Genomic DNA, 23,214 nt, shown 5'->3' with positions numbered 1-23,214 from the left:
TGCATACTCGTCTGCAACGATGCAAGAGCGGGTTTAGGATCTACCCAACAGACAGCGCGGGAGGTATAGGAGACGCATGGCCGGTCCAACCTTGCGTGACGTCGCCAAGCGGGCGAACGTGTCGATCCGCACGGTGTCCAACGTGGTGAACGGTTACGCGCCGGTCTCCGACGAGCTGCGCGCCCGGGTGCAGACCGTGCTCGACGAGCTCGGCTACCGTCCCAACCTCATCGCCCGCAACCTCAAGCAGGGCCGCACCGGGATGATCGCGCTCGTCGTGCCCGAGCTCGACGTGCCCTACTTCGCCGAGCTGGCCCGCGAGATCATCACCGCCGCCCGCGCCCGCGGCTACGTCGTCATGATCGACCAGACCGACGGTGACGGCGACAGGGAGCGCGAGCTGCTCGGCCGCGACTCGCGCGCCACGCTCTTCGACGGCCTGCTGATCAGCCCCATCTCCGTCACCGCGGAAGAGCTGCGCGGCCGGGCCAACAAGGTGCCGATCGTGCTGCTCGGGGAGCACATCTTCAACGGCAGCCTGCCCCACGTCGCCATCGACAACGTCGCCGCCGCCCGCGAGGCCACCACCCACCTGCTCGACCTCGGCCGGCGCCGGGTGGCCGCCATCGGCGACCAGCCGTACGCGACCGGCGAGACCGCCCAGCTCCGCACCACCGGCTACCGGCAGGCGCTGGCCCGCGCCGGCATCGAGGTGGACGAGACGCTGATCGTCTCCACGCCGCACTTCCACCGGCGGCTCGGCGCCGAGGCCGTGCAGCGCCTCATCGCCCTGCCGGAGCCGCCCGACGCCGTCTTCTGCTACAACGACCTGCTCGCCCTCGGCGCGATCAGGGCGCTGACCAGGGCGGGGTGGCGGGTGCCCGACGACGTCGCGGTGGTGGGCATCGACGACATCGAGGAGGGCCAGTACAGCACGCCCAGCCTCACCACCGTCGCCCCCGACAAGGGCGAGCTGGCCAGGCGGGCCGTGGACGCGCTCCTGGAGACGATCAACGCGGCCGAGCCGTCAGGCCCCCCACCCGAGATCGTGGTGCCGCACCGGCTGATCGTCCGCGAGAGCACGGCGGGCGGGCAACCGACCTGATCGGTCGTTCTGATCGGACGACGTAAGGTTGGATGATGCCCGTCGCTCGTCAAGGTCTCCTGCTCGGCGCGGCGGCGTACGTGCTGTGGGGCCTGTCCGTGCTCTACTGGCCGCTGGTCGAGCCCACCGGCGCCATCGAGATCCTCGCCCTGCGCGTGCTCTTCTCGCCCATCGCGGTCGGCCTCCTGCTGCTCGCCATGGGCCGGGCGAGAAGGGTGGCCGAGATCCTGCGCAAGCCCCGCGAGCTGGGCCTGCTCACCCTCGCCGGGGTGCTCACCTCGGCCAACTGGGCGCTGTTCATCTGGGCCAGCACCAACGGCCACGTGGTGGACGCCTCGCTCGGCTACTTCATCACCCCGCTGGTCAGCGTCGCGTTCGGCGTGGCCGTCCTGCGCGAGCGGCTGCGGTCTGGCCAGTGGGCCGCCATCGGGCTCGGCGCCGGAGCCGTCGCCGTGCTCACCGCCGCGTACGGCGGCCTGCCCTGGATCGCGCTCGGCCTGGCCGCCACCTTCGGCCTGTACGGGCTGATCAAGAAGCACCTCGACGTGGGCGCCGTCGAGGGGCTGATGGTGGAGACCGCGGTGCTGTTCCCGTTCGCCGCGGTCTACACGATCGTGTTGCAGACCTCGGGGCAGGCCACGTTCGGCCAGGTGTCGCTCGGCAACACCCTGCTCGGCGTCGGCTCGGGGTTCGTCATGATGGCGCCGATGCTGCTGTTCAACGCGGCGGCCACGCGGGTCCCGCTGAGCGTGGTCGGCATGCTGCAGTTCATCGAGCCGATCGTGCAGTTCCTCCTCGGTGTGCTGGTGTTCCGCGAGGTGATGCCGGCGGTCAGGTGGGCGGCCTTCGCCCTGCTGTGGGCCGCGCTCGCCATGCTGACCGCCGAAGGGGTCAGGCGACGGAGCCGGGCTGCCGCCGCGGCTCGTCGAGCTCCACCGCGCTCCGCTCGATCATCTCGAACTGCGTCATCAGCCGTTCGAGATCAGGGGGAGACACCGTGAACGTGTCGTGCACCGCCTCACCGGCCGCCGTGTAGCTCAGCTCGTGGCCGCAGGTGCCGTCCCACACGCCGCTGATCACCCGCATCGCCGGCGGGAGCCGGTCCACGTGCACCCTGCGCACCCGTACGCCGGCGGCGATCTGTTCGCGGGCCAGCGACTCCAGCTCCTCGCTCCACTCGTGGTAGATGAAGACCCGGCGGATCGTCACGCCCCGCGCCAGCGCGTCGAGCTGGGCCTGCCAATACTGGCGGCCGACCGGCTCGCGCCACCAGGTGAGGTCGACCGAGGGCACGCTGGTGGCGCACATGGTGGCCTTGGTCTGCTCGATCAGCCGCTGGAAGACCGCGTTGTCGCCGTACGGCGCGCGGAAGTGGCCGCGTTCGAGGTCGGCCAGCGTGCGCAGGCAGTCCTCGAACGCCACCCGGCACGCGTCGGCCGCCGGGGTGCCCGCGTACTCGCGCTCCACGTGCTTGGCCGCCCGCAGCATCGGCACCATCAGGTCGGGCAGCCACGGGATCTTCTCGATGGTCGCCACCATCTGCCCCACCCGCGTCTCGTGGTCGATCCTGCGCTTCTCCCGCAGCAGGGTCTGCACCTGTAACGTGATCACGCCGCCGATGAGCCCCGCCACCATGCCCAGCCCCTGCGCGGTGTCCTCCCGGACGTAGAAGATCACGCCGAGCAGGACCGACAGCGCGGTGCCGATGACCAGGACGGGGTCGAGCGCGAACGTCGGCTGCTTCTTCGCGCGTTGCGTCATATGGATCTCCCGGGAGGATGTGGCGCACTGGAGTCCCTGGGTACGTACCCCGTTTGCGATCAATGCTCGCCCGTCATGCCGCCAGGGAACCGGTTAACCTCACCATCCCAGCCGTTGACGGCCCTGAGGCTCCCACGTAGAGTCACGTGGGCTTATTCGGTTTAGTAGGGAGACAACACGTGTTCCGTGCGCTGCACGACGGCTGGACCCTCCGCGCAGACGGCGAACGTGACCTCGCCGGCATCCCGGCGGCCGTGCCGGGCAGCGTGCACACCGACCTGCTCGCCGCCGGGCTCATCGACGACCCCTACCGCGACGACAACGAGCGGCGGCTGGGCTGGATCGGGCGGACGGACTGGAGCTACGAGACCGCCTTCGACTGGCACGACGACGGGGAAGAGCGGGCCGACCTCGTCTGCGAAGGGCTGGACACGGTCGCCACCGTGCTGCTCAACGGCCACGAGCTGGGCCGCACCGCCAACATGCACCGCACCTACCGCTTCGCCGTCCGCGACCTGCTGCGCGACGGCCGCAACACGCTGGAGGTGCGCTTCCGCGCTCCCTACGCCTACGCCGAGGAGCAGCAGGCCAGGCACGGCGACCGGCCGGCTGCCTACGACGAGCCGTACGCGTTCATCAGGAAGATGGCCTGCAACTTCGGCTGGGACTGGGGACCCACGCTGGTGACCAGCGGTATCTGGCGGCCCGTCGGTCTGCACTCCTGGTCCGGCGCGCGCCTGGCCGAGGTGCGGCCGCTGGTGCGCGGCGACGGGGTCGACGTGCACGTGCGCGTCGAACGTAGCGGTGAGGCGCCCGTCACCGTCACCGCCGAAGTGGCGGGCGTGACCGTGGAAGCCAAGCTGGAGCAGGGCGAGAGCGAGGCCGTGCTGCGCCTCGACGTGCCGCACGCCGAGCGGTGGTGGCCGCGCGGCCACGGCGCGCAGCCGCTCTACCCGCTGACCGTGCGGGCCGGCTCCGACCAGTGGCGGCGCGACATCGGCTTCCGCACGGTCGAGCTGGACACCGACGCGTTCCGGCTGATCGTCAACGGCCGGCCGGTGTTCGTACGCGGCTTCAACTGGATCCCCGACGACTGCTTCCCCGCCCGCGTCACCCCCGGCCGCCTGGCCGAACGCGTCGATCAGGCCGTCGCCGCCGGCGCCAACACGCTGCGGGTGTGGGGCGGCGGCGTCTACGAGTCCGACGCCTTCTACGACCTCGCCGACCGCCTCGGCCTGCTGGTGTGGCAGGACTTCCCGTTCGCCTGCTCCGCCTACCCCGAGGAGGAGCCGTTCCGCTCCGAGGTCGAGGCCGAGGCGCGCGACAACGTGGCCAGGCTGTCGGCTCACCCGAGCCTCGTGCTGTGGTGCGGCAACAACGAGAACATCGAGGGCCACCAGCACTGGGACTGGCGCGAGCGGCTGGACGGCAGGAGCTGGGGCGCCGCGTTCTACTACGACCTGCTGCCTTCGGTGGTCTCCGAACTCGACCCGACCCGTCCGTACTGGCCGGGCAGCCCCTACTCGGGCAGCCCCGACCGCGACGTCCGCGACCCCTCGACCGGCACCGTGCACATCTGGACGGTCTGGGGCGGCGGGCTCGACTACGTCCATTACGCCGACTACACGCCCCGCTTCGTCGCCGAGTTCGGCTACCAGGGGCCGCCGACGTACGCCACCTTGCGGGCCGGCTCCTCCGACGAGCCGCTGACCCCCGGCTCCTCGCACCAGAAGGCCCCAGGCGGGCAGGACAAGCTGCTGGCCGGGCTGGGCGAGCACCTGCCGCGCCCCGAGACGTTCGACGACTGGCACTACTACACCCAGCTCAACCAGGCCCGCGCGATGACGTTCGGGGTCGAGCGGTTCCGTGCGCTGATGCCGTACTGCATGGGCACGATCGTCTGGCAGCTCAACGACTGCTGGCCGGTCACCTCGTGGGCCGCCGTGGACGGCGGGGGCCGCAGGAAACCCCTCTGGTACGCGCTGCGCCGCTCCTACGCCGACCGCCTCATCACCCGGCTCGGCGACGAGGTGGTCCTGGTCAACGACACCGACGACACGTGGTCCGGCACCCTCACCCTGGCCCTGCGCGACCTGACGGGCCAGGCCCTGGCCGCCCAGACCGACCAGGTGGAGATCCCCGCCCGCACCACGGTCCGTGTGGCCCCGCCACAGGGCCGGCAGGCCGCTCTGCTGACCGCGGAACTGGGCGATCACAGGGCCCTGTTCACCACTGCAGAAGACCCCGCCATGAATTACCCCCCGGCAGACTACACGGCGGCCGTGACCCCGGAAGAGGGCGGTCACGCGGTCACCATCACCGCGGAGACGATCCTCCGCGACCTGGCCCTCTTCCCCGACCGCCTCGACCCGGCGGCGACGGTGGACGACCAGCTCGTCACGCTGCTCCCGGGCGAGACCGTCACCTTCCACGTCACGGGGGACGTGAACCCGGAGGCTCTGACGTCGTACCCGGTGCTGCGCTGCGTCAACGAACGGCGCGGCTGACCGGGGTCAGACAGCGTCGAGCGGCTGGTCGCTGGTGACCCGCAGCCGTGTCATCCCGCCTCGCTCCACCAGCAGTCCTTCGACGGACACGCCGCGACCGTGACGGGAGGGCGGGCGCAGCCGCAGCGGCGCGCAGCCCGTCACGGAGAACATCGCGGCGGCCCGACCGGTGCCTGCCGGCACCAGGTGAGAGCCGACGAACTGCTTGTGCGGCTCGAGCCCCACACCGGCGAGCTGCTCGATCTCCTCGTCATCGAAGTCGAACAGCGGCGCGAGGGTCGCGGCGTCGCTCCGCAGCCCGCTCAGCGAGGCGGGCCTGAAGACGAACGTGAACTGCGGCGCGATCAGCTCCAGGAGCAGGCAGGCGAACATCAGCTCGGGGAAACCGAACACGCCGATCATCGTGTCGATCGCGGGCTTGACCACGCCGGCCCTGGCCAGCACGTAGGGCGGCTCGATGATGACGGGATCAGGCACGATGACGTCGCCGACGCCGCCCTCCCTGAGCCGGTCGATCAACGTCTGATGGAACGGCCCGGTGTCGCGCGAGTGCGTGACCACGCGAACGTCGCCGAGCCCGCGGCCGTATTGGGCACCGATCAGATCGACCAGCTCCAGCGCGTGCTCCTCCGGCGGAGTGCTGATGTCCAGCCGGGAGGCGATCGAGATGGGGGCGAGCACCGCGTACGCCTGCAGGTCGGGCACGGCCCGCAAGCCCACGCCGAGGCCGCCGAGCGACAGCGCGCCCGGCAGGCCGAGCGCCGTGAGCGTGGTGCCGTCGACGTAGTCGAAGACGCCGCTCCAGGTGCGCCCGCCACCGGCGCCGAACTCCTGGCCCAGCAGAGCGCCGGGCATCTGCTCGCCGGGGCCCTCGCCGGCCACGATGACCAGGCGTTCGGTGAAGCCCTTGAGTATCGACTCCGCGGCGGCGGTGGCCTGGCCGTCGATGCGGCGCTTGCGTACGTGGATCTCCTCGTCGCCCTGCCCGTCGTCGGGCTCGGCGGCCGACCAGCCGGCGCGGGCCGCGGCGGCCATGGCGGCGACGAGGACGGCCTTCGGGTCGGAGCGGTGCCGCGCCGGCTCGCCGGATTGGGCGGACGAGACCGTGCGCACCTCTGTCACCGAGGCGTCGAAGGCTTGGATCCGCCGGGTCCACGACCGGCTGAAAAGAGGTGTCGCATGGATCGCATCGTCCGTGGCAGTCATTTCGCCGCCTGGCTGGTGAAGGGCACGGAAATCATCGACGGCCTTTCCAAATCTTCAGGATCACCGCGATTATCGTAATGGCAAGGCAGAATGCCAAACCTACCTTCCACCAACTCCGCTCACCGATCCAGGCATCGACTTGTTCCACTACCTGGGGTATTCCGCCGATTGCCAGACCGGCGGCGAGTGCGGCCAGCAGGGTGTTGGAGTTCGACTGCACGAGTTGGTCGCGAGCGCGGCTCAGCTCGGTGGCGAGCTGCGCCACGCGATCCATTTCCTTCATGGTGCGCGCCACCGCCTCATCCGATTTGCGCAGGAGACACAGTTCCTCGTCGAAATGCCGGTTACGGGCCTCCCGCATGAAGTGACGAAAGTGCTGCAACTCGACCAGCATCGCCGAATGCCGCAATTGGGACTTGCTGATGTCGATGTTGCGCTTCGTGGTGATGGACGACTCCTCGACCAGAGCCCCCATCGCGCTGCGGTAGTGCCGCTCCAGGTTGTCCGACACCGCCAGCCGGAGGTTCGCGATCGTCCACACGAAGATCGAGCTCGAGTCGTAGCCGTAGTACCGCATGCGGAACTCTGAGCGTGTCCGCAGGCCGACGGGAAGGTGCGAGATCTCCAGGCAGCAGCTCGTGTTCAGGAACACCATGTGGTCGCCGAGCACCGTGTAACCGGTGCCGACGTCGTTGAAGACCTGGTCGGGGCTGCGGCGGCGCCACAGCCCGTCGAACGCGACGTGGTCCGTGGCGTGCGCCATCAGCGTGGAGATCTCCCAGCAGAAGCGACGCGACTCGGCCACGCCCTCGTACGGCGCCTCCTGCCGGTCGGAGCCGCCGAGGTCCCAGATCTGGATGGCCGGCAGCGCGTACAGCGGGCGCACGTCGTACACGTCGCCTTCGGCTAGGACGCCCTGCTCGACCAGGGCGGCGACCGCCTGTCCAGCGACCTTCTCACACACCTCCCTCCTGGTGATCTCCGTGACCAGCCGCAGCAGCTCGTCCAGGCTGAGCGGGTGAGCCAGGCGCAGGCTGCCCAGCGCGTCGGTCCTGTTGGCGGTGGCGAACACCCAGGGCAGGACGAGCAGGGCGTACTCGTCGTCCAGCCAGACGATCGCCTGCTGCAGATCGCCTTCCTGCGCGTGGGCGACGAAGGCGATCCCGTTGGGCAGCCTGCCCGCGGGGACCAACTCGGAGTAGTGCAGCCCGTGCTGGTCGATGAGCTTGGTGAGATACGAGTTCGGCCCGGTGTCCTCGTTGAGCCTGCCGGCGGCGAGAGCGGTCGTGAGCGCCTCCCGCCTGAGACGCACGGCCGTGTACGTGACCAGGCTGAGCCCGCTGACGAACAGCTCGGCGGTCGCCGGTGCGGCAGGGATGTCCTCAGGGCCGGTGAAGATCACCGTACGATGGTTCGCGTCCGTCATTCCTGCCGCGCCTCGAGTCCCCGGACGACCTCGGCCGTCACGGTCTCCAGCTGTTCCAGCGGGAAGCCGGCGCCGGTCGGCAGGCACAGCACCCGCTGGGCGAGGTCGGCCGAGCGTTCCGGCGACGGCATGTCCCAGAGCCGGCTCTGCGACTCGAAGTAAGGCCTGATCTCCAGACCGACCTCGGCGAGGCGGGAGATGAGCGCGTCGCGCCGGCTTCGCCCGGAGCCGGGCGGCAGCAGGAACGGCGCGTGCAGCCGGTTGGACCTGCCGCCGTCGTCCTGCCCGCGCAGGCCGGTGCCCACGAGCTGCTCGCAGTAGGCGTCGTACACCAGGCGCAGCTTGTCGACCACCGCGGGCAGGTCCGGCCAGGCGAGCGCCAGGTATGCCGCGTTCAGCTCGGGCAACCGTCTGGGATAGGTGAGCAGTTCGGGACGTCCTGCCCGGTCCTCGACGACGGGGCGGGGCGCGCACAGGGCGCCGCCCATGCCCGCCGCGTGGATGGGCTTGGTGAAGCTGAAGCTCAGGGCCACGAAGTCGGCCTGATGCCCGGCGTTCTCCTGCGCCTCCGCCGCGCCGAGGCTCTCGCAGGCGTCCAGCACGAAGGGGATCGCGTGCTCACCGCAGACGCGGGCGATGCCGGCGCGGTCGCACGGCGTGCCGTAGTTGTCGACCGCGATCACCGCGGCGACGGCCGCGGCCTGGCAGGCGGCGGCCAGGTCGGCCACGTCCAGGTTGAGCGTGCGCGAGCCGACGTCGATCCACCGTGGGACGGCGCCCACCTGGGAGATCGCCGCGCCCACCGCGTGATAGGCCAGGTCGGGCGCTGCGACGAGGTCTCCTGGACGTACGCCGGCCATCGTCAGGGCCATGACGAGCGCGTCCGTTCCCGACCGGGTGGGCAGCACCTCCCACGAGTCCGGCAGCCGCAACTCCGCCGCCACATAGCCAGCGATCTGCGCGGACCAGCCGGTCATACTGCGATAGGTGCCGGTCTCGGTGACTGATTCCATGACGGCCATGAACTCCGACTGCCGCGTGGCGCCGAGCCGGTAAGGGCTGACGTTCGGCACCGTGAATGTGGTCCTGCCGGTGTACAGCATGTGAAATCTCCTGTCGGAGACCGGCTGATCAGAACTATAGATTCCGCACCGGCGGAGTCAAGGTTTCATACGGTGCACGCAGGTTTCGGTGCGTGAATTATCGATATGTGCATCAGGATCGGCTCTTTTTGGCCTCCTGCCCAAAATGCGGATCTATTTCAGTGGGATCAGGGCGCGTTTGAGGATCTTGCCGGTGGGGCTCATCGGGAGTTCGTCGACGAATGTCAGGCGGCGGGGATACTTGTACGCCGCCACCCGCTCCCGTACGAAGGCGCGCAGCTCGTCCCCGTCCACAGGGGTGCGCAGAGCCACCACGGCGGCGATCTCCTCGCCCAGTTCCGGGTGTGGCACGCCCACCACGGCGGCCTGGCGGACGGCCGGGTGTTCGTACAGGACCTCCTCGACCTCGCGCGGATAGACCGTGTAGCCGCCGCGGATGATGACGTCGCGGCGGCGGTCCACCAGGAAGAAGTAGCCGTCGGGGTCCACCCGGCCGAGGTCGCCGGTGTGGAACCAGCCCTCGCGGATGGCCTCGGCGGTGGCGGCCGGGTCGTTCCAGTAGCCCTTCATGACGTTGGGGCCGCGGACCACGATTTCCCCGATCTCGCCGCTCGGCACCTCGCGGCCGTCCTCGTCCACGACCTTCATCTCGACGTCCCTGATGGGCCAGCCGATCGAGCCGGGCCTGCGGTGGTGGCCGCCGCGGTTGGTGGCGGCGACGGGGGAGGTCTCGCTGAGGCCGTAGCCCTCGATGATCTCGCAGCCGAAGCGGGTCTCGTACGCGCGCAGCACGTCGAGCGGCAGCGCCGCCCCGCCCGAGGCGCAGACCCGCAGCATCGACATGTCGGAGGCGCCCGGATGGTCGAGCAGCGCGATGAACATGGTGGGCACACCCTGGAAGACGGTCACCCCGTCGCGCCTGATCACCTCCAGGGCCCGGCCGGGGTTGAAGCGGTTGAGCAGGGTGAGGCGGGCCCCGGCGTGCACGGAGGCGTTGAGCGAGCAGGTCTGGCCGAAGGTGTGGTAGAGCGGCAGCGCGCCGAGCACGACGTCGTCCACGCCGAGTGCGTGCATGCGGGCCACGGTGGCGGCGTTGCCGCCGAGGTTGCCGTGGGTCAGCTCGATGCCCTTGGGCCGGCCGGTGGTGCCGGAGGTGTAGTGGATGACGGCGGTGTCATCGGGCGCGGCCGAGGCGATCGCGGGCTCGGCGGCGACGCGGCGCAGCAGCCGGCGGAACTCGCCCGGCACCACGAAGAAGCAGTCGGCCTTGGTGCCGGCCGAGCCCGCCTCGGCCGTCTCGGCGAAGGCGTGCCAGGCGATGAGCAGCCTGGCTCCGCAGTCCCCCAGGTACGCGGCGATCTCCCGCCGCTTCAGCAGCGGGTCGAGCGGCACCACCACCGCCCCGGTCCGCAGCACCCCGTAGTAGACGACGCCGAACTCCGGCACGTTCGGCAGCATGATGGCGACCCGGTCGCCAGGGCCGATGCCGCGGCAGCGCAGCAGGCCCGCCAGGCGGGCGCTCAGCTCCTCCAGCGCCCCGTACGTCAGCTCCGCCTCGTCCAGCGTGAGAACCGCCCGGCCGCCCAGCCGGTGGGCGGCGGCGTGGAGCCGGTCAGCGAGGTTCATGCAAAGACCGTACGTCGGCTCTCCCACGCCCCTCATTGGTCGCGGCACCCAGTCTTTCCCGCCCGGCATTGGTGGGAAGCGCATCGTGCAGCGCGATGGCGACGAGCAGCTCCAGGAGATCGTTGATCGAGCGCAGGCTCCGCCCGGTGCGCTCCTGGATGCGGCGCAGCCGGTATTGGGCGGTGTTGGGGTGGATCTGCAGGCGTTCTGCGGCGGCCCGCAGGTTGAGGTCGGCTCCGGCGAACGCCCTGATCGTGGCGGTGAGCACGCCGCCGCGCGCCCGGTCCTCCGACAGCAGCGCGGTGATGCGGCGGTCGACGAGGTGCCGGGCGGTGTCGTCGGCCTTCAGCGCGAGATACTGGAACGGCGTGATCCTGGGCAGCGCGGCCACGCCGCCGTCCTCGGGCACGAAGTCCAGCACCGCCCGCGCCTCCTGGTACGCCTGCGGGATCTCCGCGGTGCCCGCCGCGACCGTGCTGATGCCCATGGCCAGCCTGACGCCCTCGGCGGCCAGGCTCTCGCGCACGCCCTGGAGCCGGTCGCACAGCTCTTCGGCGTCCACACCGGGACCGAGCACGGGGATGGCGACGATCTCCGACTGGCGGACGACCGACAGCGTACGGGTGCCGTTCCCGCCGGTCCGCGCGATGGCCGCGCAGGCGGCGTGCCGGGCGTCGGCGCCCTGGTCGGGCCCGGTCGCGACGGGCGCGGTCGGACCGGCCAGCACGGCGATCACCACGAGCAGCGGCGTGCGCGCGTCGGGGGCGAGACCATGCGCCTGAGCGGCGGCCAGCTCCCTGCCGCGCGTCGGGACGGCGCCGGCCAGCAGCGTCTCCAGCAGGTCGCGGCTCTCGCGCACGGCCTCGGCCGCCGCGTACTGCTGGAACTCCATGTACGCGTTGGCCGCGTGCGTGCTGGCGAAGTCGCAGTAGCGCATCAGCGGGGCGGCCAGCGTCAGGGCGGCCTCGCGCCCGGCGTACGCGTGCCCGGCCCGCTCGACCACGGCCTCCCAGAAGACCTGCTGCCCGACCCTGAACGCGTTGATGTAGTCGGCCAGCGCCACCCCTGCCCTGGCCCGGCGCATCGCGGCCCGCCGGGTGAAGGTGATGTCCTCCAGCGTGACCGTGCGGTCCTCGAGCAGCACGCCCAGCTTGGCGCGGTAGTGCTTGACCACCTGGTCACGGACGTCGGCGTGGAAGGCCGGGCCCTGGGCCTCGTAGGCGGGGATCTCCTCGCGCATCGTCGCCACGGCGACGTCGGCGAGCGCGGGCAGGTCGCTGAGCAGCTCGGAGAGTATGCGTGTGCGTTCCGCGCGTACGGCGGCTTCCACGGTGCTCGAACCGGTGGACATGCCGGGATGATCCATGGCCTGCGGCGGGCGGTCAACGGGTCGTAACCGGGATGAGACCCACGCTGTGCTCAGAAGACAACTCGCCGGAGACATCTTGGGTCACCGTGCCCAATGCGGCTCCTGACGAGCGGCTCCTACGCTGAGGCCAACTTCAGAACATTGTTCTCCAGGAGGCCGGATGCTGGAGGTACACGATCTTACCGTTCGCTTCGGCGGCATCACCGCGCTGGACGGCGTGGGGTTCGGGGTCGCGGGCGGGGAGATGGTGGGGCTCATCGGGCCGAACGGCGCCGGCAAGACCACCCTGTTCAACTGCCTGACCCGCCGGTACGACCCGGACGCCGGGACCGTCACGTACGAGGGCGCCGACCTGACCGCGCTGGCCCCGCACGCCATCGCCAGGCTCGGCATCGCGCGCACGTTCCAGAACCTGGGCCTGTTCCCGCGCCTGTCGGTCCGCGACAACGTGCTGGTCGGCGCGCACCACCGGGGCCGCGCCGGCTTCCTGTCCGCCGGGCTCCGGCTGCCCGGCGTGCGACGCGAGGAGCGGGCGCTGCGGGAGGACGCGGACGCGGTCCTGGACCGGCTGAACCTGTCCGGGGTGGCCGGGCATCCGGCGGCGGGGCTGCCGTTCGGCACGCTGAAACGGGTCGAGCTGGCCCGCGCGCTCGTCGCCAGGCCCCGGCTGCTGCTGCTCGACGAGCCGGTCAACGGGCTGAACGCGGCCGAGGTGGAGGAGTTCGCCGGCACGCTCGCGGCGATCCGCGGCGAGTACGACCTGACGGTGATCGTGGTCGAGCACCACATGGGGTTCGTCATGGGCACCTGCGAGCGCATCGTCTGCCTCGACTTCGGCCGCAAGATCGCCGAAGGGCCGCCCGAGGAGGTCCAGCGCGATCCCGGCGTCATCGAGGCGTACCTGGGGACCTCGGGAGAGGAGGCGGGCGCGTGAGCGACCTCGTGGTGGACGGCCTGTTCGCCGGCTACGGCGACGCCCGGGTGCTGCACGGCGTGCGCTTCACCGTACGGCAGGGGGAGGTCTGCGCGATTCTCGGCCCGAACGGCGCCGGCAAGACCACCCTGCTCAGAGCCCTGTCGGGGATGGTCAAGGCGCGCGGGAAGATCACTCTCGGCGACGCCGACCTGACCGGGCGCCCGCCCGACGCGGTGGCCAGGCTCGGCGTGGCCCACGTGCCCGAAGGGCGCGGCACGTTCATGCCGCTGACCGTCGAGGAGAACCTGCGGCTCGGCGCGTTCGTCCGCCGCGACCGCGCCTCCGTCACCCAAGACCTCGACCGCATCTACACCTACTTCCCGGTGCTGAAGAGCAGGCTCAAGCAGGCCGCGGGCAGCCTGAGCGGCGGCGAGCAGCAGATGCTGGCCATCGGCAGGGCGCTCATGCTGCGCCCCAGGGTGCTGCTGCTCGACGAGCCGTCGCTCGGCCTGGCCCCGCTGGTCACCCGGGAGCTGTTCCGCATCGTGCAGACCATCAACGCAGAGGAGCAGACCACCGTGGTCGTCGTCGAGCAGAACGCCCACCTCGCTCTCGGCATAGCCCAGCAGGCGCACGTCCTGGAGACCGGGCGGATCGTGCTGTCCGGCACGGCCGAGCGGATCAGGGCGGACGAGCAGGTCGCGCAGTCCTACCTCGGGTACCGGGTGTAGCCGATGGCCGGATTCCTGCAGCAGGTCGTCGAGGGGCTCGGCGCGGGCGCCATCTACGCCAGCCTGGCGCTGGCCCTGGTGCTGATCTACCAGTTCACCGGGATCGTGAACTTCGCCCAGGGCGAGCTGGCCATGTTCTCCACGTACATCGCCTGGCAGTGCGTGGCGGCCGGGCTGCCGTTCTGGCTGGCGCTGGTGCTCACGCTGGCGGTGTCGTTCGCGGGCGGGATGCTCATCGAACGGGTGATCATCCGGCCCGTCGAGGGCGCGCCCGAGCTGACCCTCGTCATCGTCACCGTCGGGCTGTTCATCTTCGTCAACGCGGCGGCCGGGTGGATCTGGACGTTCCTCATCAAGGACTTCCCCAACCCGTTCCCGGGCGGCGCGCTGGAGGCGGCCGGGGTCAGCGTGAACGTCTCCACGCTGGGCGTGCTCGGCGTGGTGGCGCTCACCATGGGCCTGCTGTACCTGCTCTTCCAGCACACCAAGATCGGGCTCGGCATGCGCGCGGTGGCGACCAACCCCGCCTCGGCGAAGCTGGTCGGCATCAGGGTCGGCTGGACGCTCGCGCTCGGCTGGGGCCTGGCCGCCACCGTCGGCGCGGTGTCCGGGGTGCTGGTGGCGCCGCTGCTGTTCCTGGAGCCCAACATGATGGGCGGCGTCCTCATCTACGCGTTCGCGGCGGCCACGCTCGGCGGCTTCGACAGCCCGGTCGGCGCGGTCGTCGGCGGGCTGATCGTGGGCGTCGCCGAGACGCTCGCCGGGGCGTACGTCGGCGTCATCGGGTCCGACCTCAAGGTGGGGGTGCCGCTGGTGATCATCCTCGGTGTGCTGCTGCTGCGGCCCCAGGGGCTGTTCGGGCGAGCGGTGGTGGAACGCGCATGATCCAGATCAAGGAAGCCTCACCCCGGGCGCCCGTACGGGCGCGGCGCGCCCCCGACCCGCGCCGGCGGTGGGCCGGGCTCGCGCTGCTGCTCGCCGCCGCCGTCTACGCGCCCTTCCAGCTCGCGCCCTTCCACGTCTTCCAGCTCACGATGGTGCTGATCTACAGCGTGGCGCTGCTCGGGCTCAACCTGCTCGTCGGGCACGCCGGGCAGATCTCGCTCGGGCACGGCGCGTTCTTCGCCGTCGGCGCGTACGCGGGCGCCATCATGCTCGACCGGTACGACCTGCCGTACCCGCTGACCCTGCCCATAGCGGCGGCCGTGGCGTTCGTGATCGGCCTCGCGCTCGGCGTGCCGGCGATGCGGCTGCGCGGCCTCTACCTCGCGCTCGTCACCCTCGCCATCGCGATCTTCCTGGTGCCGCTGCTCAAGCGGTTCGAGGAGCTGACCGGCGGCTCCATGGGGCTGACGCTGGCCAAGCCGGCGCCGCCCGCGTGGAGCGGCCTGGCCGAGGACCAGTGGCTGTACTTCCTCACCCTCGTCGTCGCCGTCGTCGCCTTCCTGGTGGCGGCGGGGCTGCTGCGGTCGCGGGTGGGGCGGGCGCTGCACGCCGTCCGCGACAACGAGACGGCGGCCGAGGTCATGGGCGTGCGGCTGTCGTCGTACAAGACGCTCGCGTTCGCCTGGAGCGCCATGTACGCCGGCGCCGCCGGATGCGTCTACACCTGGGTGATCGGCTTCGTCTCGCCTGACTCGTTCACCGTGAACCTGTCGATCACCCTGCTGGCCGGCCTGGTCGTCGGAGGGCTCGGCTCGCTGTCGGGACCCGTGCTCGGCGGGCTGTTCGTGATGTTCGTGCCGAGCATCTCGCAGGACCTCAACGACGCCGCGCCCGGCGTCATCTTCGGCCTGCTGATCATCGCGGTCATGTACGTGGCCCCGACGGGGCTCGCCGGTCTGGCCGGGCGCCTGCTCAAGAAGATTCCCCGGAAGGAGTAAGAGGGATGCGAGTATCTGCGATCGGCTGCACGGCGCTGCTCCTGCTCGCCGTCGCCGCCTGCGGGGGGCGGGACAGCGGCGGCGGCACCACCGGTACGGCGGCCACCGGCCAGTGCCAGGGGCAGCAGACCACCGGCATCACCGACACCAGCATCAAGCTGGGCGGCATCTACCCGCTGTCCGGCCCCGCCTCCGCCTACGGGGACATCCCCAAGGGCATCAAGGCGTACTTCGACTACGTCAACGCCGAGAAGAACGGCATCGGCGGGCGCAAGGTCGAGTTCGTCGTCCGCGACGACGGCTACCAGCCGCCCAAGGCCGTGGAGGAGGCCCGCAGGCTGGTCGAGCAGGAGCAGGTGTTCGCCCTGTTCCAGACGCTCGGCACCCCCTCGACCGCGGCCACCTGGGACTACACCAACCAGCGCAAGGTCCCGCAGATCTTCGTCGCCACCGGCGCCTCCCAGTGGGGCACCGACACCGCCCACCCGTGGACGATCGGCTGGCAGCCCAACTACATCTCCGAGGCCCGCGTCTACGCCGCGTACCTGAAGAAGGAGAAGCCGCAGGCCAAGGTCGCCGTCCTCTACCAGAACGACGACTTCGGCAAGGACCTGCTCGGCGGCTTCAAGCGGGCCATCGAGGGCACGCAGGTGCAGGTCGTCGCCGAGCAGAGCTACGAGGTGACCGACCCCAGCGTGGACCCGCAGATGCGCAACCTCGCCGAGTCGGAGGCCGAGGTGTTCCTCAACGTCACCACGCCCAAGTTCGGCTCGCAGGCGCTGGCCGCCGACGCCAAGAACACCAAGTGGAACCCGCTGCACATCGTCAACAACGTGGCCGCCTCGATCACCGTGCTCAAGCCGGTCGGCTTCGAGAACGTGCAGGGCGTCGTGTCCTCCACCTACTACAAGGACCCGAACGACCCCACGTGGGAGAGCGACCCCGAGATGGTGCTCTACAAGGAGAAGATGAAGCAGTACGCGCCCGGCGCCGACGTGAACGTGCCGTACCACACCTTCGGCTGGGCCGTCGCGAGCAGCTTCCACAAGGCGATGGAGGCCGCGCCCTGCCCGACCCGCGAGGGGCTGCGCGACTCCGTACGCGCCCTCAAGGGCGTCAAGGTCGACATGCTGCTGCCCGGCGTCACGCTCGACACCGCCGCCGACGACGGCTTCCCCATCGAGTCGATGCAGCTCATGCGGTTCAAGGGCGAGCGGTGGGAGCTGTTCGGCGAGGTGATCGACACCCGCGCCGAGTTCGGCCCCCTGACCGGCTGACCCCCGCTCTACGGCTTGATCGTCCCCGCGCGCACCAGCCAGTCGACCGCCTCGGCGATCGCCTCCAGCGAGGTGTAGCGGGGACGGTGACCGAGCAGCCGCGCCGCCTTGTCCATGCTGCAGTGGGGGCTGTGGGCGATGTGGTCGTACGTCGCCGCCGCGTCGTCCTCGGAGACCGTCTTGCGCCACTGCTCCCACGGCAGGAACGACAGCCGCGCCTCCTTGCCGAACCAGCCCGCCACCGCCTCGGCGTAGCCGCGCAGCGACAGGGCGGTGGTGGCGACCGAATGGAAGCTCTCGCCCACCGCGGCCGACCGGCCCGCGATGGCGTCCATGAACAGCCGGGCCACATCGTCGGCGTGCACGTGCTGGACGGTCTCCAGCCCCAGGTTGGGCAGCGCCAGCTCCGACCCCTCCGCCAGGGTCTGGAACACCGCCGGGTTGACGTTGCCCGCCGGGTTGACCGGCACCCATCCCGGCCCGGTGATGTGGCCGGGATGGATGATCGTCGCCGGGAACCCGTCACGCTGGGCCCGCTCCAGCAGCATCGCCTCGATGGCCGCCTTGCGCACGCCGTAGTCGCCGAAGGGCGCCCGCTTGACGTCCTCCGTCGTCGGCACCTGCGCGCTCGGCCCGTGCACCCAGATCGTGCCGCAGTGCAGGAAGTGCCGCACCTTGCCGGCCAGCGCGTCGGCCAGCAGCGCCGCGCTGCTCTCGGTGAAGCAGATCAGGTCGATGACGACGTCCGGTTCGAGCTTCGCGATGCGCCGCCCGAACGTGCCGTCGGCCTCGTCCACCTTCCTGTCGGCGGTGACCGTGGTCACCTGCCGCCAGGCGCCATGGGGAGAGTAGGGCTCCCGCGACCCCCTGCTCACGTTGACCACGTCATGCCCGGCCGCCACCAGCCGCGGAATGAGATACGTCCCGATATGCCCACTACCACCGATCACCACAACGCGCATGCGCCCAGCGTAGACCCGCCCGAGCCTCTCCCCGAGAGCCGGTGACGAGCATGGAACATTCTCACCGGCTGTACGTAGGTGCAAGTTGACACCGCGACCCTCGTGCTGCCTAGAACGCGACATCGCCGCGAGTTACCATCGAGTGCATATACTATTGATGGTATGTCACAGTGGGAGATCGCCCTAGAGCCGGAGGTGGAGTCCTGGCTGGACGGACTTTCTTTCCCGCTCTACCAGCGTGTCATGCGCAACGTAGACGACTACCTCGTCACTGGTGGACATCGCCCGAGCAATCGCCGCCAAGAAGCGGTGTGAGGCAGAGCACGACCTGACCACCACGCATGTGTTCGAGAGGAGTGCATGATGGGTCACAGCCGTTGGGAAACCTACAAGGCGAAGCGTCTGCGTGAGATGGAAGCGGATGCACAGCCCCACCCCGAATACGAGCAGGCGGGACGTGATCTGGAGCTCGGAGACCAGTTGCGTGAGATCCGTAGGCGCCGAGGCTTGTCCCAGAAGACCGTAGCGGAACGCTCTGGGATGTCCCAGCCTGCTCTGTCTCGCATCGAGGGTGGCGGCGGCATTCCCGATATAGCGACCCTGCTGCGCCTCGGTGCTGCGATGGGGGTACGGTTCCGCGTCGAACTGGTCGTCGACGACGACATCACTGAAATCGAGCCTCTGACCGTGTATCACCGACAGCTCACGAACGCATAAGTGCAGGTGGCCGTATCGAACCCGCGCTGTCGGCCCGAAAAGGATCCGGATCGGGATGGGCAGAACCGCTGACCTGTCGCCGTCACCGCCGACGGGCCCTGGACGATCAAGCGCGGCCAGCGGCCCCGCGTCATGCCCGACCACGGCCTGGTACCTCCGTTACCAGGCGACCTCCAGGGAGGCGAGGCCGTAGACGATGCTGGAGGTGCGGAACTGGGCGGCGTTGTCGGTCAGGCGCAGGTTCGGGAAGCGGTTGAGCAGGGCCGGGAAGGCGATGCGCAGCTCCATGCGGGCCAGCGGGGCGCCCAGGCAGTGGTGGACGCCGTGGCCGAACGCCAGGTGGCCGGGGGCGCCGCGGCCGAGGTCGAAGGTGTTCGCGTCCGGCAGGAACGACGGGTCCCTATTGGCGGCCGGCAGGCTGCACAGCACCAGGTCGCCCTCCGCGATCTGCCGGCCGCCCACCTCGACGTCCTTCGTGGCGACCTTGGTGGTGCCGCTGTTGACGATGCTGAGGTAGCGCAGCAGCTCCTCCACCGTGGCGTCGATGCGCTCGGGCTCGCGGCGCAGCAGGTCGAGCTGCTCGGGGTGGCGCAGCAGGGCCAGCGTGCCGAGCGAGAGCATGTTGGAGGTGGTCTCGTGGCCGGCGAACAGCAGCAGGCCGCCGATCCCGATCAGCTCGTCGGTGGACAGGTCGTCGCCGTGCTCGCGGACGAGCATGCCGAGCAGCTCCTCGCCCGGGTCGGCCTGGATGCGCGCGACCAGGGTCTCCATGTAGGCGCGCTGCTCGAACTGGAGCATCATGCGCTCCTCGCCCGGCACGGTCATGTCGAGCATCCGGTTCGTCCGCTGCTGGAAGCCCTCGCGGTCCTCGTACGGGACGCCGAGCAGCTCGCAGATGACCAGCGACGGGATCGGTAACGCGAACGACGGCACCAGGTCGGCGGGGGAGCCGGCGGCTTCGAGCGCGTCGAGGTGCTCGTCCACGATGCGCTGGATCCTGGGCTCCAGGCGGCGCATGCGGCGGATGGTGAACTCGGGCGTCAGCATCCTGCGCAGCCGCGTGTGCTCGGGCGGATCGACGCCGAGGAGGTTGCCCGCGCGTACCTTGGCGAGCTGCTCCTCGGTCATCGGCGGCGCTCCGGGCAGGCGGGCGATGGTCTGTGGCGCCACCTTGAACGTCTCCGCGTCGCCCAGCACCTCCCGGACGTCGGCGTGGCGGGTGACGAGCCATGCCTCCGCCCCGAACGCTGTCGTTATCTTCCTGATACCTTCCGCATCCCGCACCGCCGCCAGCTCCGGTGCCGGATCGAACGCCACCCGCCGCATGTGCAGCGGCATCGCCGAGGTCTCGCTCATGCAATCCCCTGAGATGGTTCCGTTATTTGCACAGCACCGTACTGATCCCGGTGATCGGTTCACTAGAAGCGATCATCAATCGTTGTGGGGTCGTACTTGAACCATGGCCGCATCGCAGTCGGGCGGCTTGACGCGGGCTCGGCGACGCCGGAAACATACCCCCACTTATCAGGATGAAGAGGACGGCCCATGGATGTAAGGCAAGTGCCCGTGCTGGTCGCCGGCGGCGGGCCCGTCGGCCTGGCGACCGCGGTGGAGCTGGCGCATCACGGCATCGAGTGCTTAGTGGTGGAGCCGCGCGAGACGGTGTCCTGGCTGCGGCCGCGGGCGAAGACCACCTCGGCCCGGTCGATGGAGATCCTGCGCAGGTGGGGCCTGGCGGAGACGCTGCGCTCGCGGGCGCCGCTGGCGGTGGCCTGGTCGGACGAGGCGGTGTTCGCCACCAGCCTGCTCGGCAGGGAGATCACCAGGATCGACCGCTGCTTCGGCCTCGACCTCGTCGGCTCCGACCTCGCCGCCGAGCCCGGCCAGCAGGTGCCGCAGCCGCTGGTCGAGGAGGTGCTGCGGGAGGCCGTCGGAGACGCGCTGCTCACCGGGTGGCAGGTGACGGGCCTGGAGGAGGACGCCGACGGCGTGACCGTGCGCATCGCCGCCGCCGACGGCGCCGAGCGCGAGGTCCGCGCCCAGTACGTGGTCGGCTGCGACGGCTCACGCAGCGTCACCAGGGACGCCATCGGCTCCCGGTACGAGGGCCGCCAGGACGCCAGGCCCAACTTCAACATCGTCTTCCGCGCCCCCGACCTGGCCGGCCGGGTGCCGCACGGGCCCGCCGTGCACTACTGGGTGCTCAACCCGGCCCAGCCCGGCATCGTCGGCCGGCTCGACCTCAAGGACACCTGGTGGTGCATCGCCCAGGGGGTGCGGGCCGAGGACGCCGACCCGGTACGGCTGGTGCGCAACCTCGCGGGTGCCGACATCGACGTGGAGATCCTGGCCACCGACCCGTGGACGGCACGCATGCTGCTGGCCGACCGGTACGCCAGTGACCGCGTCTTCCTGGCCGGCGACGCCGCGCACCAGAACCCCCCCTACGGCGGTCACGGCTTCAACACCGGCGTCGGCGACGCGGTCAACATCGGCTGGAAGCTCGCCGCGGTGCTGCGCGGATGGGCGCCGGAGGCGCTGCTGGCCACGTACGAGAGCGAGCGCCGTCCCATCGCGGCCGACACCATCGAGGCCGCCGCGGCGAACATGGCCACCCTCGCCCCCGAGCTGGCCGACCCGGCGCTGATGGGCACGGACGAGGAGTTCACGAAGGTGCGCCCGGCCGTGGCGGAGGCGGTCAGGCGGACCAAGGACAGCGAGTTCCACAGCCTCGACCTGGTGCTCGGCTACACCTACACCGGTTCGCCGATCGTCGCGCCCGGGACGGGCGAGCGCCTGCCGCACCGCTGGCTCGCGCCGGGCGAGTCCCTGTACGACCGGCTCGGCCGCGCCTTCAGCCTGGTCGGCGACCTCGGCTCGCCGCAGGCCGCCTCGCTGGTGGCGCAGGCGCGCGAGCTGGGCGTGCCGCTGGAGGAGGTGGACCTGCCCGGCGAGCCGCTGACGCTGGTGCGCCCCGACCAGCACGTGGCCTGGCGCGGCGGCGACCCGGAGGGCGCGCTCCGCCTGGCTTTGGGGCACCTCAGGTAGCCGGCCGCCGGTTGTCCCCATGGGCCGGGGTTGCGGCGAGTTTACCGGGATCAAGACAGCCATAGAGTAATCGAAACACTACTCCTGGTTACGATGGCGAAGTTCGCGCACCTATCACTCCAGGGGGCTGGATATGACTGACGAGACCCGGGCCGGCAGGACGATCGACGAGGAAGACGGCGTGCTCGGCGGCGAGACCGCCCTGCTGCACGCCCAGGACGACCCGGCGGCCTCCGCAGCCGTGGACGCGGCCGTCGAGGCCGAGCTGCTGGAGGACGCCCCGGCCCGCGAGGCGGTCGAGGCCAGGCGCGAGAGCGAACGTCAGATCGCCGACCTCACCGCCCAGGACCAGCAGCGCTTCCGCGACTTCCAGCGCGAGCTGCGCACGATGGGCGCCGACGTGTGGCCGATCGCCCGGTGGTGGGGCTTCGAGATCCACCTCAACGAGTCGGCCGCGTTGCTCGCCGCCGAGATCCCGCAGCTCATCGCGCAGAGCGCGGCGACCGTCGTGGGCGGCTGGCTGACCCCGGTCATCGAGCGCGCCGTACGCGGCAAGGCCGCCTGGATCGCCTCCATCGCCCGCCCGTACGGGGTCAAGCTGGTCTCGCCGTGGACCGCGCCCGGCATGCTCGTGCCCGCCCGCCAGGACGGCAGGCCCGCCGGAGAGAGCGGCCTGTACTGGGCGGTCCACGAGCCGGAGCAGGGCTGGAGCGCGGACCAGCGGTTCGTCGACCACTTCAGCGTGACAAGCCCGGCGCTGGGCGAGTTCCAGGACCGGCTGTTCCTGGCCCACCGGGGCGGCGCGGGCGACGCGAGCCTGTGGTGGACGGTCTACGACGCCGAGGAGGGCTGGAGCGAGGACCAGCGCTTCCCGCAGCACCTCAGCCAGGCCGCACCGGCGCTGGCAGCGTACGACGGGCGGCTCTACTGCGTGCACCGGGGCGCGGGCGACGACACCGCGCTGTGGTGGACCCGCTTCGACGGGGCGAGCTGGAGCCAGGACGAGCGGCTGCCGCGGCACTTCAGCGAGAGCGCGCCGGCGCTGGCGGCGTACGACGGGCAGCTCTACTGCGTGCACCGGGGCGCGGGCGACGACGCCCTGTGGTGGACGCGCTGGGACGGGTCGAGCTGGAGCCAGGACCAGCGGCTGCCCGGCCACTCCAGCCGCTCGAACCCGGCGCTGGCCGTCTACCGGGGCCACCTCTACTGCGTGCACCGGGGCGCGGGCGACGACACCGCGCTGTGGTGGACCCGCTGGGACGGCTCGACGTGGAGCCCCGACCAGCGGCTGCCCGGCCACCACGCCGGCGAGGGGCCCGCGCTGACCGTCTACAAGGACCGCCTCTACTGCGTGCACCGCGGCACCGCCGACCAGAGCCTGTGGTGGAGCAGCTTCAACGGCTCCGCGTGGAGCTCCGACGAGCGGCTGCCCGGCCACTACAGCGGCGAGAGCCCGGCCATCATGGCCTACCGCGACAGGAACGCCACCCGCGACCAGCTCCTGGTCCTGCACAAGGGAGCCCGCTGAGCCCAGACACGCGGGTGCCGGCCCGCCCCGCGAGCCGGCACCCGTTCAT

20 protein-coding genes are annotated in these 23,214 nt (G+C 70.8%); 12 read left to right on the top strand and 8 right to left on the bottom strand.

Annotated elements, in window-relative coordinates:
- The first annotated feature begins 76 nt into the window (after positions 1-76).
- A complete protein-coding gene (locus ABZW11_RS04025; RefSeq protein ID WP_355412393.1) occupies positions 77-1,105 on the top strand; it encodes a LacI family DNA-binding transcriptional regulator in 1,029 nt (342 codons plus the stop codon).
- Positions 1,106-1,140: 35 nt separating this feature from the next.
- Positions 1,141-2,106 carry an EamA family transporter RarD gene (rarD, locus tag ABZW11_RS04020; RefSeq protein ID WP_355412391.1) on the top strand — a complete coding sequence of 322 codons (966 nt, stop codon included), beginning with the start codon at positions 1,141-1,143 and terminating at the stop codon, positions 2,104-2,106.
- Here the strand turns inward: rarD and ABZW11_RS04015 are convergent.
- Positions 1,997-2,866 (bottom strand): hypothetical protein, encoded by an 870-nt coding sequence (locus ABZW11_RS04015; protein ID WP_355412389.1) that lies wholly within the window; start codon positions 2,864-2,866, stop codon positions 1,997-1,999. The two genes, rarD and ABZW11_RS04015, sit on opposite strands and share 110 nt — an antisense overlap.
- 179 nt (positions 2,867-3,045) lie before the next feature.
- On the opposite strand from ABZW11_RS04015, the gene ABZW11_RS04010 reads away from it, so the two are divergent.
- Positions 3,046-5,373, top strand: a complete 2,328-nt coding sequence (locus ABZW11_RS04010) for a glycoside hydrolase family 2 protein (RefSeq protein ID WP_355412387.1) — start codon at positions 3,046-3,048, stop codon at positions 5,371-5,373.
- Positions 5,374-5,379: 6 nt separating this feature from the next.
- Here ABZW11_RS04010 and ABZW11_RS04005 read toward each other — a convergent pair whose 3' ends face one another.
- From ABZW11_RS04005 to ABZW11_RS03985, 5 genes are all read right to left on the bottom strand, one after another.
- Complete coding sequence (locus ABZW11_RS04005) at positions 5,380-6,495, bottom strand: fructose-bisphosphatase class II (protein WP_355412385.1); 1,116 nt, start codon at positions 6,493-6,495, stop codon at positions 5,380-5,382.
- Positions 6,496-6,610: 115 nt separating this feature from the next.
- Positions 6,611-7,981: a hypothetical protein gene (locus tag ABZW11_RS04000; protein ID WP_355412383.1), complete on the bottom strand. Its 1,371-nt coding sequence runs from the start codon at positions 7,979-7,981 to the stop codon at positions 6,611-6,613.
- 20 nt (positions 7,982-8,001) lie between these two features.
- Positions 8,002-9,108 (bottom strand): DegT/DnrJ/EryC1/StrS family aminotransferase, encoded by a 1,107-nt coding sequence (locus tag ABZW11_RS03995; protein WP_355412381.1) that lies wholly within the window; start codon positions 9,106-9,108, stop codon positions 8,002-8,004.
- 153 nt (positions 9,109-9,261) lie between these two features.
- Entirely contained in the window at positions 9,262-10,734 is a 1,473-nt protein-coding gene (locus ABZW11_RS03990; protein WP_355412379.1) for a long-chain fatty acid--CoA ligase, read from the bottom strand.
- Entirely contained in the window at positions 10,721-12,085 is a 1,365-nt protein-coding gene (locus tag ABZW11_RS03985; RefSeq protein ID WP_355412377.1) for a helix-turn-helix domain-containing protein, read from the bottom strand. The genes ABZW11_RS03990 and ABZW11_RS03985 overlap by 14 nt, the downstream gene beginning before the upstream one ends.
- A 178-nt stretch (positions 12,086-12,263) precedes the next feature.
- On the opposite strand from ABZW11_RS03985, the gene ABZW11_RS03980 reads away from it, so the two are divergent.
- From ABZW11_RS03980 to ABZW11_RS03960, 5 genes are read left to right on the top strand one after another with little or no spacing between them, the layout of a single operon-like run.
- Positions 12,264-13,037: an ABC transporter ATP-binding protein gene (locus tag ABZW11_RS03980; protein WP_355412375.1), complete on the top strand. Its 774-nt coding sequence runs from the start codon at positions 12,264-12,266 to the stop codon at positions 13,035-13,037.
- Positions 13,034-13,750 (top strand): ABC transporter ATP-binding protein, encoded by a 717-nt coding sequence (locus tag ABZW11_RS03975; protein WP_355412373.1) that lies wholly within the window; start codon positions 13,034-13,036, stop codon positions 13,748-13,750. The genes ABZW11_RS03980 and ABZW11_RS03975 overlap by 4 nt, the downstream gene beginning before the upstream one ends.
- 3 nt (positions 13,751-13,753) lie before the next feature.
- A complete protein-coding gene (locus ABZW11_RS03970) occupies positions 13,754-14,635 on the top strand; it encodes a branched-chain amino acid ABC transporter permease (protein WP_355412371.1) in 882 nt (293 codons plus the stop codon).
- The gene (locus ABZW11_RS03965) at positions 14,632-15,633 is read left to right on the top strand and encodes a branched-chain amino acid ABC transporter permease (protein WP_355412369.1); all 1,002 of its coding nucleotides are present in this window, start codon (positions 14,632-14,634) and stop codon (positions 15,631-15,633) included. Before ABZW11_RS03970 ends, ABZW11_RS03965 begins: the two co-directional genes overlap by 4 nt.
- A gap of 5 nt (positions 15,634-15,638) precedes the next feature.
- Entirely contained in the window at positions 15,639-16,910 is a 1,272-nt protein-coding gene (locus ABZW11_RS03960; protein WP_355412367.1) for an ABC transporter substrate-binding protein, read from the top strand.
- 8 nt (positions 16,911-16,918) lie between these two features.
- On the opposite strand, the gene ABZW11_RS03955 is transcribed toward ABZW11_RS03960, so the two are convergent.
- The gene (locus ABZW11_RS03955) at positions 16,919-17,872 is read right to left on the bottom strand and encodes an NAD-dependent epimerase/dehydratase family protein (RefSeq protein ID WP_355412365.1); all 954 of its coding nucleotides are present in this window, start codon (positions 17,870-17,872) and stop codon (positions 16,919-16,921) included.
- A 162-nt stretch (positions 17,873-18,034) separates the two neighbouring features.
- Here ABZW11_RS03955 and ABZW11_RS03950 point away from each other — a divergent pair, with 162 nt between their 5' ends.
- The gene (locus ABZW11_RS03950; protein ID WP_355412363.1) at positions 18,035-18,187 is read left to right on the top strand and encodes a hypothetical protein; all 153 of its coding nucleotides are present in this window, start codon (positions 18,035-18,037) and stop codon (positions 18,185-18,187) included.
- 45 nt (positions 18,188-18,232) lie between these two features.
- Positions 18,233-18,589, top strand: coding sequence for a helix-turn-helix transcriptional regulator (locus ABZW11_RS03945; RefSeq protein ID WP_355412361.1), 357 nt, complete (start codon positions 18,233-18,235; stop codon positions 18,587-18,589).
- 159 nt (positions 18,590-18,748) lie between these two features.
- Here the strand turns inward: ABZW11_RS03945 and ABZW11_RS03940 are convergent, their stop codons facing one another.
- Complete coding sequence (locus ABZW11_RS03940) at positions 18,749-19,945, bottom strand: cytochrome P450 (RefSeq protein ID WP_355412359.1); 1,197 nt, start codon at positions 19,943-19,945, stop codon at positions 18,749-18,751.
- 189 nt (positions 19,946-20,134) lie between these two features.
- Here ABZW11_RS03940 and ABZW11_RS03935 point away from each other — a divergent pair, with 189 nt between their 5' ends.
- Positions 20,135-21,637: an FAD-dependent monooxygenase gene (locus ABZW11_RS03935; RefSeq protein WP_355412357.1), complete on the top strand. Its 1,503-nt coding sequence runs from the start codon at positions 20,135-20,137 to the stop codon at positions 21,635-21,637.
- A gap of 133 nt (positions 21,638-21,770) precedes the next feature.
- The gene (locus ABZW11_RS03930) at positions 21,771-23,165 is read left to right on the top strand and encodes a hypothetical protein (RefSeq protein WP_355412355.1); all 1,395 of its coding nucleotides are present in this window, start codon (positions 21,771-21,773) and stop codon (positions 23,163-23,165) included.
- The last annotated feature ends 49 nt before the right edge of the window (positions 23,166-23,214 follow it).

It is taken from the genome of Nonomuraea sp. NPDC004580 (genome assembly GCF_040609855.1).
GTDB classification, from domain to species: domain Bacteria; phylum Actinomycetota; class Actinomycetes; order Streptosporangiales; family Streptosporangiaceae; genus Nonomuraea; species Nonomuraea salmonea.
This window is presented reverse-complemented; position numbering and strand designations above follow the sequence as displayed.